Source organism: Seonamhaeicola sp. NFXS20 (assembly GCF_049132085.1).
Taxonomy (GTDB): Bacteria; Bacteroidota; Bacteroidia; order Flavobacteriales; family Flavobacteriaceae; genus Seonamhaeicola.
In genome coordinates, this window is the sequence record NZ_JAFMPU010000014.1 from 88705 (window position 1) to 103794 (window position 15090).

Annotated in this window: 15 protein-coding genes, 1 other RNA gene and 1 pseudogene; 6 read left to right on the forward strand and 11 right to left on the reverse strand. The window is 28.6% G+C overall.

The annotated features are described in order from the left end of the window. Both J1D01_RS15955 and J1D01_RS15960 read left to right on the forward strand, forming a co-directional pair. Positions 1 to 894, forward strand: coding sequence for a glycosyltransferase family 2 protein (locus tag J1D01_RS15955; RefSeq protein WP_421151542.1), 894 nt, complete (start codon positions 1 to 3; stop codon positions 892 to 894). Beyond that, the gene (locus J1D01_RS15960) at positions 894 to 1829 is read left to right on the forward strand and encodes a glycosyltransferase family 2 protein (RefSeq protein WP_421151543.1); all 936 of its coding nucleotides are present in this window, start codon (positions 894 to 896) and stop codon (positions 1827 to 1829) included. The genes J1D01_RS15955 and J1D01_RS15960 overlap by 1 nt, the downstream gene beginning before the upstream one ends. Here the strand turns inward: J1D01_RS15960 and J1D01_RS15965 are convergent. Further along, positions 1813 to 2226, reverse strand: coding sequence for a sugar 3,4-ketoisomerase (locus J1D01_RS15965; RefSeq protein ID WP_421151544.1), 414 nt, complete (start codon positions 2224 to 2226; stop codon positions 1813 to 1815). The genes J1D01_RS15960 and J1D01_RS15965 overlap by 17 nt on opposite strands. Next, positions 2226 to 3317: a glycosyltransferase gene (locus J1D01_RS15970; protein WP_421151545.1), complete on the reverse strand. Its 1092-nt coding sequence runs from the start codon at positions 3315 to 3317 to the stop codon at positions 2226 to 2228. The genes J1D01_RS15965 and J1D01_RS15970 overlap by 1 nt, the downstream gene beginning before the upstream one ends. Before the next feature lie 51 nt (positions 3318 to 3368). On the opposite strand from J1D01_RS15970, the gene J1D01_RS15975 reads away from it, so the two are divergent. After that, positions 3369 to 4241, forward strand: coding sequence for a glycosyltransferase family 2 protein (locus J1D01_RS15975; RefSeq protein ID WP_421151546.1), 873 nt, complete (start codon positions 3369 to 3371; stop codon positions 4239 to 4241). Positions 4242 to 4272: 31 nt separating this feature from the next. On the opposite strand, the gene J1D01_RS15980 is transcribed toward J1D01_RS15975, so the two are convergent. The 7 genes from J1D01_RS15980 to typA all read right to left on the reverse strand — a co-directional run bounded on the left by J1D01_RS15980 (position 4273) and on the right by typA (position 12089). Further along, a complete protein-coding gene (locus J1D01_RS15980; RefSeq protein WP_421151547.1) occupies positions 4273 to 4926 on the reverse strand; it encodes an acyltransferase in 654 nt (217 codons plus the stop codon). Between the two features lie 90 nt (positions 4927 to 5016). Then, entirely contained in the window at positions 5017 to 6504 is a 1488-nt protein-coding gene (locus tag J1D01_RS15985) for an oligosaccharide flippase family protein (RefSeq protein WP_421151548.1), read from the reverse strand. 4 nt (positions 6505 to 6508) lie between these two features. Beyond that, positions 6509 to 7612: a DegT/DnrJ/EryC1/StrS family aminotransferase gene (locus J1D01_RS15990; protein ID WP_421151549.1), complete on the reverse strand. Its 1104-nt coding sequence runs from the start codon at positions 7610 to 7612 to the stop codon at positions 6509 to 6511. Further along, positions 7609 to 8583 carry a GNAT family N-acetyltransferase gene (locus J1D01_RS15995; protein WP_421151550.1) on the reverse strand — a complete coding sequence of 325 codons (975 nt, stop codon included), beginning with the start codon at positions 8581 to 8583 and terminating at the stop codon, positions 7609 to 7611. Before J1D01_RS15995 ends, J1D01_RS15990 begins: the two co-directional genes overlap by 4 nt. 14 nt (positions 8584 to 8597) lie before the next feature. Further along, entirely contained in the window at positions 8598 to 9896 is a 1299-nt protein-coding gene (locus tag J1D01_RS16000; protein WP_421151551.1) for an O-antigen translocase, read from the reverse strand. A gap of 160 nt (positions 9897 to 10056) precedes the next feature. Further along, positions 10057 to 10290, reverse strand: a complete 234-nt coding sequence (locus J1D01_RS16005) for a uroporphyrinogen decarboxylase (RefSeq protein WP_372938059.1) — start codon at positions 10288 to 10290, stop codon at positions 10057 to 10059. Continuing rightward, positions 10290 to 12089 carry a translational GTPase TypA gene (gene typA, locus J1D01_RS16010; RefSeq protein WP_421151552.1) on the reverse strand — a complete coding sequence of 600 codons (1800 nt, stop codon included), beginning with the start codon at positions 12087 to 12089 and terminating at the stop codon, positions 10290 to 10292. Before typA ends, J1D01_RS16005 begins: the two co-directional genes overlap by 1 nt. Before the next feature lie 163 nt (positions 12090 to 12252). Between typA and J1D01_RS16015 the strand changes: the two genes are divergently transcribed. The 3 genes from J1D01_RS16015 to ssrA all read left to right on the forward strand — a co-directional run bounded on the left by J1D01_RS16015 (position 12253) and on the right by ssrA (position 14052). Next, positions 12253 to 12612, forward strand: a complete 360-nt coding sequence (locus J1D01_RS16015; RefSeq protein WP_421151553.1) for a hypothetical protein — start codon at positions 12253 to 12255, stop codon at positions 12610 to 12612. Between the two features lie 34 nt (positions 12613 to 12646). Then, the gene (gene kdsA / locus J1D01_RS16020; RefSeq protein WP_372938061.1) at positions 12647 to 13465 is read left to right on the forward strand and encodes a 3-deoxy-8-phosphooctulonate synthase; all 819 of its coding nucleotides are present in this window, start codon (positions 12647 to 12649) and stop codon (positions 13463 to 13465) included. Positions 13466 to 13656: 191 nt separating this feature from the next. After that, positions 13657 to 14052, forward strand: a transfer-messenger RNA (tmRNA) gene (gene ssrA / locus J1D01_RS16025). Between the two features lie 324 nt (positions 14053 to 14376). On the opposite strand, the gene J1D01_RS16030 is transcribed toward ssrA, so the two are convergent. Continuing rightward, positions 14377 to 14664, reverse strand: a complete 288-nt coding sequence (locus tag J1D01_RS16030) for a DUF6371 domain-containing protein (protein ID WP_421151555.1) — start codon at positions 14662 to 14664, stop codon at positions 14377 to 14379. Between the two features lie 214 nt (positions 14665 to 14878). Continuing rightward, positions 14879 to 15090: pseudogene (locus tag J1D01_RS16035) on the reverse strand (glucosamine-6-phosphate deaminase); the annotation flags it as partial.

A 15090-nucleotide genomic window follows, 5' to 3' on the forward strand; every position in this document is an offset into this window, starting at 1 on the left:
ATGCTTTCAATTTTAATACCTACATATAACTATAATGCATTTCCTTTAGCTGAAGAAATTCACAAACAAGCATGTTTTTATGAAATAGATTTTGAATTAATTTGTATTGATGATGGTTCTAACTCAAAATTAAATAACGAAAATAAAAAAATTAATAACTTAGTTAATGCCACTTTTATAGCTCATAAAACTAACATGGGCAGAAGTGGAATTCGTAATTTTCTTGCACAAAAAGCTAAATTTGAATATTTACTTTTTTTAGATGCTGATGTGAAAATATTAAACCAAAATTTTTTACAAGAATACATTAAATCTATAGATAAAAATAGTGATATCATTTATGGTGGCATTGAGTATCAAAAAGAAGCTCCTAAAAGTAATCAACACTTACGTTGGTTTTATGGAAATAAAAGAGAAGCTTTAAATGTTAATAAAAGAATAAAAAAACCTTATATAAGATTTTTAACCCTAAGTTTTTTAATAAAAAAAGACCTATTTAATACACTAACTTTTAACACAGAAATACCCAATTTAAGACACGAGGACACGTTGTTTTCATTAAACGCAAAGAAAAAGAATTTTAAAGTAAAACATATAAATAACCCTGTTTTACATACAGGGCTAGAAACTAGCTCTGTTTTTTTAAAAAAATCTGAAGAAGCAGTCTACACTCTTAATTATATGATAAAAAAGAATTTAATTTTACCAGACGAAGTAGCTTTATCAAAATTTGCTCAATTATGCACTAAATTTAAACTCAATTATCCTATAACTTTATTGTTTTCAAGCTTAAAAACCCCCATTAAGAAGCAATTATTATCTAAAACACCTTCCTTATTGTTATTTGATTTTTATCGCTTAGGATATTTTCTTTCTCTTAACTCAAAAAAATAATGGCTTTTTTTTCTGTAATAATCCCCCTTTTCAACAAAGAAAATTTTATTGAAGACACATTAAACAGTGTTTTAAATCAAACATTTACAGACTTTGAAGTCATTATTGTTAATGATGGTTCTACAGATAATAGCATATCAAAAATTAATGCTATTAAAGATTCAAGAGTCAACATTTTTAGTCAAAAAAATTCAGGAGCTTCTGCAGCTAGAAACAAAGGTATTGAATTAGCTAAAGGCAGTTTAATAGCTTTTCTAGATGCTGATGATTTATGGTTACCCAATCATTTAAAAGTTCTTGCAAATCTTTTTAACGACTTCACAAACTGCGGTCTTTATTGTAGCAGATACAAAACTAAAATTTCTAGAAAAAAAATCATTGAAAATGATTTAACCAATTGCATTGAAGACAATTACAGAGGTATTGTTTCTGATTTCTTTAAAGCTAGTTTAAAAAATAGAATAGCCCATACTTCTGCCCTTGCTATTCCAAAACACATTTTAGATGAATATGGAGTATTTGATGTTAATATTTCTAGCGGACAGGATTTAGATTTATGGATTAGAATTGCTGCGCATTGTAATGTGGCTATATCAAACGAAATCACCTCTATTTATAGATTTGAAATTCAAGAGTCGCTTTCTAAAACAAATATTCTATCAAAAAAATTAATTGATTTTAAAAAATTTGAAGCACTAGAAAAAACTAATAAAAGTTTAAAAATATTTCTAGATCATTACCGCTTAGAATATGCTTTACATTACAGAGTATCTGGTAGTATTTCAAAATCGGGGGAGTTACTTAAAGAAATTACATCTGATATTTCTTTAAAATCAAAAATCTTATTAAAACTTCCTCCTAAATTATTACAAGTGTTGCTAAAAGTAAAACACTATTTAAGGAAAAAAGGAATTGATTTTACAATTTACCATTAAAGCTTCTTAAGTAATTTTTATAATCATCAAAATCTCTAATATAATCCTCTTCTTTAAACACATCTGATGCTATAACTAAACAAACGGCACCTGATGAAAAGTTTTTTAATTCCCTCCATATACCTTTATCTATTAACACCCCTTCAAAAGGTTTATTTAAAACCACAGTTTCTTGTTCTTTTACATTGTTTAAAACAACTTCAAAGCTACCAGATAAAGCTACCAAAAATTCTTTTTGTTCTATGTGTGCATGCCCTCCACGTTCAGCCCCAGCAGGGACATCATATAAATAATAAACACGCTTAAATTCAAATGGTAAAATTTCTTTTTCTATAACAGATAGGTTGCCTCTGTAGTCTTCAATTTTTTGTATTTGTATTTTTTTACCTATCATCATTATTCAGTTATTTTTAATAATTCTAACCAAGTTTTTTTTATTTCATCATTTGAAAACCTTACAATACTATTTCTAGCTTCTTTTTTACAGTTTTTTAAAAATTTATCATCCTCTATCATTTTATTCATTACTCTAGTCAAAGATTCAAAATCTTGATTTTCAACCAAAACCCCATTTACATTTGGAATAATAATTTCATTAGGCCCTGCAACCACATCAAAACTAACTACCGGTGTTGAACAAGCTAAAGATTCTAAAAGCACCATAGGAAACCCTTCATATTTACTACATAAAACTAAAAACTCAGCATTAACCATATAAGTAGCAGGATTTGAAACAACACCTGTAAAAACAACTTTATTGGATAAGTTTAATTTTTCTGAAATTCTTTTACAAGTGTTTAATTGAGAACCATTACCCAATATAACAAGTTTAATATTTTTCTTTGGTAATATTGAATTTGCATATGCTTGTATTAACTTGTCAAACTGCTTTACTGGTTCAATACGGCCTACGGCAACTATATATTTATAACCTAATGTAATGCTTTTTTGCTCTGTAAAACTATTTAAATTTAAAGAATTATAAATGCATGTTACATTGGTTAGCCCATATTTATTTTTTACTAAATCTTTAATTCCTTTAGAGCAACAAACAATTTTATAAGCGTCTTTGTATAAAAACTTTGTTACCTTAACAGAATGAGGTAAATAGGTTTTTAATTGCGAACTATGAATGTTATATATAACTTTTTCTTTGGCATAAATATACTTTGTAATAAGTATTTCTGAAACTACATTTATCCTATAACGTTGGTCTATTATAAAATCAAATTCTGTACTTTTTAAATACTTTTTAAAACGAATGTACTTAAGATATTTTTGAAAAAAACGCCCATTTTGTGATTTGCTGTTAAAACTTTTATAGTAAATATTAGAATTAATAGCTTCGTCATTATCTAAAAAAAGCAATTCTACACTAACCCCTTCTATACTACTAAGCAAATTATACAAAGTAGTTATTACCTTTGTTAAGCCTCCTACTTGTAAATTATAAGCAACAATTGCTATTTTTAGTTTTTTCTTTTGCAATGCTTATGGTTTGGTTATTTTAGTAACAAATATAAAACATAGTTTTTACTGATGTCATCAACTCCACAAGTATCTGTTATTTGCACTTGCTACAACCACCAAGATTATGTATTAGAAGCTTTAAATTCAATAATAAATCAAACTTATAATAACATTCAACTTATAATTACTGACGACTGCAGCACTGATAATTCTGTCACAAAAATTAACCAATGGCTAGAAAAACACAGCAATATTCTTTTTTTAAAAAACCCAGAAAACCTTGGTAATACAAAAACATTTAATAACGCTATTAAATATGCAACTGGTGAATATATTGTAGATTTTGCTGCTGATGATATACTTTTAAATAATTGTATTGAAGAACAAGTTAGAGCTTTTACTGAAAGTAAGTATGAAAACCTTGCTATTGTTTATGGAAATATTGATTTAATAGACGAAAACAATAATTATATTTCTATATATTATGATAAAACCGAAACACCTAACAGTGGTGATATTTATAAAATGGTTATAGGTAGAACCACAAAAATATGCTCTGTGGCTGCCATGATAAAAAAAAATATTTTCGATGGTGTTGGTGGTTATGATGAAAGTTTAGCTTATGAAGATTTGGATTTATGGGTGCGAATTTCTAGAAATTATAGTTTTCAATACATCCCATTAGTGCTTGCTCAAAAAAGAGAGTTATCAAATTCATTAAGTGCTAATTTTTTAAAGAATGGTAATCTATCTCATAAATTACATACATCTACTCTAAAAATTCTTGAAAAAATACTTAAACTCAATTCTTCAAAAAGTGAATACCGCATCATGCTTAAAAGAGTGCACTTTGAAATATTTAAATTTATAAAAGCCAGAGAATTTATGCTTCTCTTTAAACTTTTATACACAGGGTTAAAGGCTTTATTAAAAAGTGTATGATTCTATTTAGAGAGCACCTGCTTTATACGTTTTATTTTTTAAATATAAGGAAATCTTCAATCCTTGCTCGTTCCCCTTCCCAATCTCTAGAAATATGTTCTTTAATTAATTTAGCAGGAATACCTCCTAACAAAATATAACTTCCAAATTTCGAATAATCCTTACTTAACACACTATTTGATGCAACAATACAATAATCTGGAGTTATAGTTGATTTTGTAATGGTGCTTCTATTAGCCACCCAATTATAATTTCCAATTATAATTGGTTTACTCTTACTATATCTTTCTTGGGTTGAAGTATTATAGATGTTGTGAAAATTCGTATCATATATTTGCGATTCATAAGCTACTCTAGCCCATTCACCTAAAATAATTTTATTAGTACAAAATATCTTGACATTATACCCTAAACAAGTCATATTACCAAACTCACAATAGGCTTCTTTCGCAATATATAAAGAACAATCTTTACCAATATGTACATGTCCTTTTATTTTTAATCTACCTGATAAGTTTATTTCAGCTGTTTTTTTACTACACGTAAAAATCTCAAACTGCTGCCCGAAACCAATCATACCTATTTTTATTGGTGCATCAATAATAATTTCTCCGCTAAGACTTGTAAACTTAACACTTCCATAAAAAAATACCGGAAGCTTCTTTGCAATTTTAAAAGGAAACATTTTAAAATTAAAATACACAGTCTTTATCCAATTTACTTTAATAAAAAACTTAACTTTTCTTTTTATTCCAAGCCCAAACATATCGCCTATTTATTTTTTATTAATCTTTAAAAGTCTAAGTAATATTTCCTTTAAATTCATCTGTTTATTAAACTCCTTAATGGTAAATATAACTGAAATTAAAACAATTAAAACCATTACTAAAAACCGAATATATTTATAATCTATAAGTGTTCCTAAAAACCCTAAAAAACATAACATAACACAAAATAAAAACGTCTTATAAAATGCTTTATTTAAAGTTAAGTTATATAAATAATAGGTTAATATTTTTAAAACAGTAAAGTGTATAATATAATGCAATAATAAACCAATTCCTAGACCTCTAAGCCCCCAATAATTATAAGATAGCGCACATATTAAAAACAACAAAGTATTAAAAAACAAACTTGTTTTTATAAAGATTTTTGAATCTCCTTTTGCTATAATCACATAACCCATTGAAAAAGAAACAGCTTTAAATAATGTTCCTAAAACCCCAAAAGTTACAAAGCCTAAAATAACTAGAAACTCCTTTGTGTATAATATTCTAATGATTAAAAAATCAAAAGTTAAAAACAATAGTATTATAGGAGTTATTATTAAAATAGCTATGTTAGCTTGTTTATTAACCACTTCTTTTACCAAAATATTATTTTTATTTATAGCTGATAGCCTAGGGAAATAATCTGTTGACATAGCATTAAAAACCATGCCTACATAGGAGTTAATAACAACTATTCCGGCACTATAAAATCCAACTTCTTCAACACCTCCTTTATTTCTTATATAAATTTGAATTAGCCATAACGTTAAAGCCCCTACAATAGATGTAAAACTCATAGTCACCCCCAATAACAACATAGGCTTACTTTTTTGGTAAACCTCAGATAAACTATATTTAACTACTTTGTTTTTTTTTGTATTAGAATATCTTAAAAAAACTAAATATGCTATTACAAAACCTAAAATTATAGCAGGAACAATACCGTCGATTCTAAAATAATAATAAATGGGTAGCGTAATAACTAAGGATAAAGAACTCCCTATTAAGTTTGCTTTTGCGAGCTTTTTTAGTTGATGAGTTCCTTGTAATATAGCTTTTTTCCCATTTGTAAGTTGACTGAATACAATAGCAATTGCTAGCCAAATAAAATGTACAGTATATGCATCATCTCCAAAAGTCCAAACACTTATTGGTTTTGAAAAACATACCACTAAAATTGCCCCTAAAATTCCGGTAATCCAAATAACTTTGTTTAAAACAGATATAAAACTAGAAACTTCATGAGTTCCTTGATTTGAATTTAACTCTGAAATTTCTTTTACTGCACTTGTATCTAACCCCACCTTTGTTAAATCAACAATAAGTCTAATGGTTGAATTAAACAAGCCTAAAACACCCAAACCATTAGCTCCTATTAAAACAGCTACTAATTTTGTTTTTATAACGGATAACAAAATATTATAAACCTGAACACCACCAAATAGTGTTGTGGCTTTTAAGATTTGCTTATATGAGTTTTTATTCTCGTTCAAAAAACTACTTGTAATTAGAAACAACATCAATTATTTTTTCAACTTCACAAATTTCTAATAATTGATTTATTGGTAAACTTAAAACTTCTTGATGTATTTGTTCTGTTATAGGATAGCTTTCTTTATTAAACTCTTTATAAGCGTTTTGTTTATGTGTTGGTATTGGATAATGCACAAATGTTTCAATACCGTTTTTAAAAAGATAATCTTTTAAGGAATCTCTAGTTTTAGACCTAACAACAAATAAATGAAATACGTGTTCTTTTAAATTTTCATAATACGGTAAAACAATATTTTTTGCATTTATGTTACTTAAGTAATATTTGGCATTTTCTTGTCTTCTTTTATTGTCGTCATCAAGATAGTTTAACTTAACTCTTAAAAGGGCTGCTTGAATTTCATCTAATCTACAATTATATCCCTTATAATCATTTTCATAAGACGTTTTACGCCCGTAGTTTCTTAGTTTATAAACAACTTTGGCTAATTCAGAATCATTTGTTGTAATGGCTCCTGCTTCTCCCAAAGCTCCTAAATTTTTGGTAGGGTAAAAACTAAAGGCTGCTGCATTTGAAACATTTCCAGCTTTTCTGCCATCTGAATTAACTGCCCCATGAGCTTGGGCTGCGTCTTCTATTAATAATAAATTATACTTTTTAGATATTCTTTCTAATTCTTTTACATTATATAAATAGCCATATAAATGAACTCCTAAAATGGCCTTAGTTTTATGTGTAATAACACTTTCTACTTTTGTTGCATCTATGTTATAAGTTTGCAAACTAGGCTCCACTAAAATTGGTTTTAACCCTTTATGAGAAACTGCTAAAATTGTGGCTATGTAGGTGTTAGCGGGTACTATAACCTCGTCTCCTTCAGCTAACTTCCCTAATATTTTATATGCTTCTAAAATTAAATGTAGTGCTTCTAAACCAGAACTAACTCCAATACAATATTTTGTACCACAATAAGTTGCAAATTCTTTTTCAAATAAATCAACTTCAGAACCTAAAACATAATTGTTTGAATTTAAGAATTGTTGAAACTTGTCATGAAATTGGGGTTCAAACCGTTTATTTATTTTATGTAAATCTAAAAACTTAATCATATCATAACTTGGTTTAGTAATTTATGATTTTTGGTTTCAATTTCATAAAAATCTTGCGCAATAGTTCTAGCTCCTAAGCCTTCTTTCCAATATTGTAATCCTGTATTTATTTGTTTACCATTATTGGTATTTGAGGCTCCTAAATCTAAAAAAGATTTATTTTTAAACTTTTCTATTAAACTAACAAACAAAAAGTCTATACTTCCTAATTTATTATTTTCAGAATTACCAGAAATATATTGGGTTCGCACAGTATTTTCTGTTATAAACAACGTAGTTCCTGCTACTATTTTTTTATTGTAATATACATTATACTGTTTTATATTATCTGGAAATTTAATCTTTAATTGATTAATTTCATCTAAAGAATGAACAGGGCTAGCCTTATGCTTTTCTTTTAAATTTGGAATTAAAATAGTGTTCCAAAAAGCCTCTAAACTATCGTCTTCTTTTATTTCTAAACCAAATTTAATTCCTCTCTTGTACCCTTCTAATCTATTGTTTGAAATTTTAACTCTCTGTTTTAAGTTTAACACCGAAAGCGCTTCTCTTTTAATTAATTTTGCTTGTACTAAATACATTAAATATGGTAACTCATCATTTGGTAATTTACTATATATTGAAGGTAATATTTTAAGCTGAAATCTATCTACACCCTCTGTTTTTAAATAATATAAAATTTGAGTAAATATTTTTATTACAACGTTAAATTTTAAAGCTGAGTTAAACACTAAGCCTCCATAACTTAACCCCTGATGAGATATAACCATACTACCTACTTTGTTTGCTGGTAATACAGCAATTAACTTCTTTTCTTTAAAAATTAACAATGAAATATCTTGAAACCTATCTTGATGATATTCCATAAAATTTCTATTGAATAGGAAAGTACTATTTTTTGTGTTTAGAATAAAGTTATTCCATTCATGGAAATATTCTTTTGAATATTGAACAATTCTAAATTCTTGCATGTAAAAATTTTATGCTATACTTCTTCTTTAAAAGAACTAAAAAGCGATTTACCAAAAATAGATAAAATAATGCCGTAGTAAACTAAATAACTTACAAAGTGAGCAATAACTACACCTTTAACACCAAAATGATTAATAAAATAAATACTACTACAGTATAGTGTAATTATTAAAAATGTTTCGGTTAAAATATAATGCCAAAACATTTTTTTTGCAATAAATTGATAGGCTATAACCATTGAAAGTACTTTAACAAAATCTCCTAATAATTGCCACAAAAATAAATCTTCAACAGGTTTAAACTCTTCTGTAAAAACTACCGAAACAATTAATGGCTTAAGTAAAAATATTACTAATAAGGCAAAGGCTAAAATTGGCATTACTGTTTTATAAAAACCAAAAACTTCTTTTCTAAAATCTTTAGTATTATTTATTTCTGTAAATCTGGGTAAAATATACAATGCCATTAAAGATGTAATAAACATTAAATAATATTTAGATATTCTGGTCATTGCTTCCCAAAAGCCAGCATCTTTATAGCCAACGTTTTCAATAATGTAATTTCTAATAGCAATAGCTACAAGGGGGAGTAAAACAGTCGAAAAAAGTGCCATCATAGAATATGGTCTTAGTTTTTTTAAAAAGCTAAAACTAAATTTATTAACACTTATTAAAGGCACTAAACTTTTTCTATTTATAATACCAACCAAGGTTATTAAGAAGATTAACGATTCTGCTATGGCTACAGAAATTAAAGCGCCTTTTAATGCTTCTTGATAAATTAATAATAAAGCTACAGATACACTTAAAATCTGCCCAATGATATTTATTATGATTAAAATTTTATACTTAGAAAACCCATTCATTATAGAAAAGGTAAACATGTTTAAAGCATAAAAAGGAAGTACTATTGCAAAAACCTTAATAGCTAGTGAGTAGTTGTTGTATTCTGGAAATATAACATTTGTAATTAATTCTGCATTGAAATAACAAACTACAGACACTAATACAGTTGCAATAAAACCAGCATAAAACACCGTAGAAATGGTTTTACTTAGTTCTGCAACATTATCTTTAAACTTAGCTATATATTTTACAACACCTTTATAGAACCCCAGTATTGATATAGTTTGAAATGAACTTACAAAATTTTGGAAATTCCCAATCAATGCCATCCCTTCTGCTCCTATAAAAACAGCAATAGCTTTAGATGTTAACAAACCTGCAATAACTCTTGTTGTTACAGATGCTGTTTGTAGAGATGCAATTTTAACTAGTACAAACTTATTTATATAGTCTATTAATTTTTTCAATTAATACAAATTTCCTATTATAATAATATATTCAACTTAGTTCACTCGTTTAAAAAAAAATTGTCTATCTAATTCATTTTGAACGAAATCAAATATACAAAATCAATATACTTTTAAATTATTATAATAAGTTTAATAGATAAAGTGTACTAGATTACCTTTATTTTGTTTTTCTTAATAGGTAAAATAAGTTAATAATAAGAATTGCTGAATTAGTTATTATTATAGGTTTTGAAATTGGACTAAGCATAAATCCATAAATAACAAAGAACAAACACCCTAATAAATTTACCATTCTAAGCTTAATAACAGATTTCATTAAGAATGATAAAAGCACTGTAGCCATAGCTAAATACCCAACCCACTCAACAATTGAAACCCCTAAAAATTCCATTAAATAGACTTATTTCGTTTACGTTCAACCTCTTTTAAAAATATTTTTCTTAATCGTAAGTGGTTTGGCGTTACCTCTACGTATTCATCTTTTTGAATGTACTCTAAGGCTTCTTCTAATGAAAACTTAACTGCAGGAACAATTTTTGCTTTATCATCGGCTCCAGCAGAACGCACGTTACTTAATTTTTTAGTTTTAGTAACATTAACCGTCATATCATCTCCTCTAGAGTTTTCTCCAATAACCTGTCCTTCATAAATATCCTCTCCTGGATCTATAAAAAACTTACCACGTTCTTGTAATTTATCTATTGAATACGGAATTGCTGTTCCGTTTTCCATAGAAACCAAACTACCATTTTGACGTTCTGGAATACCTCCTTTTACGGGTTGATATTCTTTAAACCTATGCGCCATTATAGCTTCTCCGGCAGTTGCTGTTAATAATTGATTACGTAATCCTATAATACCTCTTGATGGAATGATAAACTCACATACCATTCTATCGCCTTTGGCCTCCATACTTAACATTTCTCCTTTACGCATAGTTACCATTTCTATAGCTTTACCAGATACTTCTTCGGGTAAATCAATGGTCATTTCTTCAACGGGTTCGCATTTTACACCATCTACTTCTTTAATGATTACTTGTGGCTGACCAATTTGAAGTTCATATCCTTCGCGACGCATAGTCTCTATTAAAACAGATAAATGTAATACCCCTCTACCAAATACCATAAATTTATCGGCACTATCAGTTTCTTCAACTCGTAAAGCTAAGTTTTTTTCTAGCTCTTTTGTTAAACGTTCTTTAATGTGGCGCGATGTAACATACTTTCCATCTTTTCCAAAGAAAGGTGAATCATTAATTGTAAACAACATACTCATAGTAGGCTCATCTATGGCTATGGTTTTTAAACCTTCTGGGTTTTCCCAATCGGCTACTGTATCACCAATTTCAAACCCTTCAAGACCAACAATGGCACAAATATCACCAGCTTGCACTTCTTCTACTTTCTTTCTTCCTAAACCTTCAAAAGTGTGTAATTCCTTAATTTTAGACTTCACAATACTTCCATCTCTTTTTACTAAAGAAATGTTTTGACCAACTTTTAACTCGCCTCTGGTTAATCTACCAATAGCTATTCTACCTGTAAATGATGAGAAATCTAATGACGTGATAAGCATTTGAGTTGTTCCTTCTTCAATTTTTGGTGAAGGAATATGCTCAATAACCATTTCTAATAAAGGCTCAATATTATCTGTTGGTTTTTGCCAATCTTCACTCATCCAATTGTTTTTGGCAGAACCATAAACGGTTGGAAAATCTAGCTGCCATTCTTCTGCTCCTAATTCAAACATTAAATCGAACACCTTCTCATGAACTTCATCTGGTGTACAATTTTCCTTGTCTACTTTATTAACAACTACACAAGGTTTTAATCCTAAGTCAATTGCTTTTTGCAACACAAAACGGGTTTGTGGCATAGGACCTTCAAAAGCATCAACCAATAATAAAACACCATCTGCCATATTTAAAACACGTTCTACTTCTCCTCCAAAATCGGCGTGACCAGGTGTATCAATAATATTAATTTTAATATCCTTATAAGTAACTGAAACGTTTTTTGAAGTAATAGTTATCCCGCGTTCGCGTTCTAAATCGTTATTATCTAGAATTAAATCACCTGTGTTTTCATTTTCTCGAAACAGTTGACAGTGGTACATAATCTTATCAACCAAAGTAGTTTTACCGTGGTCTACGTGTGCAATAATAGCTATGTTTTTTATTGTATTCATTCTGAGCCTCCTTAAATTAAGCGTGCAAAGGTAGCGTTTATTTTCTCATTTAGTTAATTAAATGTTATAATTTAAAATGCTGAATAATTTTCTTAAAGTATTTAAGTTAAGTTTATTATATTTAACCGACCAATTTTACTCTCAATTTCTAAAATTTATTTTTATGACCCTAATTAACAAATACGTAAAGTACGTACCTTATCTGTATTTTATATCAATTACAATTTATTGGTTCACTAAAATTAACAAAACCGAAGGATTAACAGCTTACCCTATTTTATTATTTGGCATTCCTTTTTTATGGCAAATAATTAAGCCTAATAATAAATTAAACTTTATACTAGGAATTACATTTGTTTGTATTTCTTCATATTTAATTTTAGTGTATCTATCTGGTATTTTTAGCTTTGTTTTTAATAACCATAATACGCTAAGTGCAATAATTTATACTGGTTTATTTGTTTTAGTCAATTTTTTTATGGCTACGTGGATTATAAGAAATAGTTTAAAAACCGCTTTTTAAATTGATTATCTTTGTTGCTTAATTTTTTAAGCAAATGAATCTTCTAGATATTCCAAAGATTAAACATACTAATTCTAACAACTTCTTTTTATTAGCTGGCCCATGCGCTATTGAAGGAGAAGACATGGCTTTAAGAATTGCCGAAAAAATAGTAACTATTACCAATAAATTACAAATTCCTTATGTATTTAAAGGTAGCTTTAAAAAAGCAAACCGAAGCAGAATTGATAGTTTTACTGGCATTGGTGATGAAAAAGCTTTAAAAATTCTTAAAAAAGTTTCTAATACTTTTGATGTACCCACAGTAACAGATATTCATGAAGTTACCGATGCTACTTTAGCAGCCCAATATGTTGATGTTTTACAAATCCCAGCATTTTTAGTTAGACAAACAGACTTAGTAGTTGCAGCTGCTAAAACAGGTAAAGTGGTGAATTTAAAAAAAGGACAATTTATGAGTCCGGAAGCCATGAAACACGCCGTTCAAAAAGTAAAAGACTCTGGTAGTGATAAAGCTTGGATAACAGATAGAGGTACCATGTTTGGTTACCAGGACATGATTGTAGATTTTAGAGGTATTCCTACCATGCGCCAATATGCTCCAACAATTTTAGATGTTACCCATTCTTTACAACAACCAAACCAAAGTGCTGGTGTAACTGGCGGAAGACCTGAAATGATTGAAACCATTGCAAGAGCAGGTATTGTTAATAATGTTGATGGATTATTTATTGAAACTCATTTTGATCCTGCTAACGCAAAAAGTGATGGTGCCAATATGCTACATTTAAATAATTTGGAAAAACTACTTACAAACTTAGTTGCTATAAGAAAAACTATTACCAATTTGTAATACGTATTTTGGAACAATTTTTGCTCTATTAGTATTGTATTTAAAAACAAATTTGAAAGTTTTTAATACCTTTGCCCTCTGCGTTAAGGATTGAGGTATTTGTTGGAGCTCCTTGAAAAGAGCGACTACCGAAAGCCTGACCCGATAGGGTAACGCCCAAATAAAATATTTAAATCTTACCATATATTAATGGGGTCGACTGGTTTTGACAGCGAGATTAATTAAACGGTAAGCACGTGGTGTAATGATTTTGAAACACCTAAAAGGCTAAATCAAACTTTAAACGGCGAAAATAATTACGCTTTAGCTGCTTAATAACTGAATTATAGTAAGTTCAAGCCTCGGCACACAAGGTGTGTAAGCTAAATGTCTCCAGAAAGCCTTGGTTAATGGCGTTCTTTTTAGAGGCATCGTAAATATTAACCAAGATTAGGTAGCGCTTCGATACCTTTTCGAGATTTAGAAGCTAAGTAATAAGTAGGTAGTTTTTAGCCGGCTTATTATCGAAAATTAAGTAAAAACTAAACGTGTAGAAAGCCCTTTGATTACTTGTTTGGACGAGAGTTCGATTCTCTCCGACTCCACATTAAAAAACCTCAACTAATTGATTTTTAACTAGTTGAGGTTTTGTATTTTATAAATTTGTACGATTTTTGTATTGTTAGCTTTCTAGTATCTGTTTTGTGTAATTTTTTTAGTTAAAAATAAAGTTGTTTTTAAAGCTTCATTTTGTGCATTTATTACATTAAAACACCTTTTAGCCCGTTCATTTCGTTTGATTTTATCTAAACTTGAAAAAATTTGATTATTCAATTTAGTATTATTTTGAAAAAAAGATTGATTAATCAATCTTTTCTTTTTTAGGCTTTCATAACTACACGCACGACAGATACCAACGAAGTTTAAAAATTTTAATTAAGCTTAAAATAATAATCTGCCAAATCAAAGCCATTTTTATAATCTGTTTGCTCTAACAAATCACTAACGGCAATCTTAAAACCTTTTGTCTTTAATTCAGTTGCTCTATTGTTCCAGTTTTCAAATTCGCCTTTGTCAGGAAATGCAAAACAATTTCGTTTTTTTAATGGTTCTAATAATTCATATTTAAAATTTCCTTTACTTCCTGTGGCTAACCAAATGAAGTCTGGCAAAAACATACTCATAATAATAGCGGTTTTTTCACTCTCAACAATTGCAATATCTTTTCAGAACCAGAAATTGTTGTTAACCTAATAAAGGAAATGATTAAAAAAAGAAATTAAAAATATTCAAGATTTTAATTTAGATAGAACAAAAAAAAACCTGATAACATATTTATCAGTTTTTTTTACTTTTTTGATTAAAATAATCCTGCCATAAATATAAAATTAGGCAGGATTAAAAATTAGCTATTAATCAAAATTCTATAGGGTTTTAATAATGCCATCTTACAAAAGCCTCCATAGCAGCGTAATGCGCTAAACCTAATTGGTGGTATATATCGGCTGTTTCACGGTTACGATCTTCTGCGCGTTGCCAGAACTCTCTACTATCGGATCCTTGAAAGACCACACCATCCTTTTGCGATTGGTGCTTGAATATGGCATGACGTTTTTCCAGTACTTGGTCTGGACCCATTGGTACTG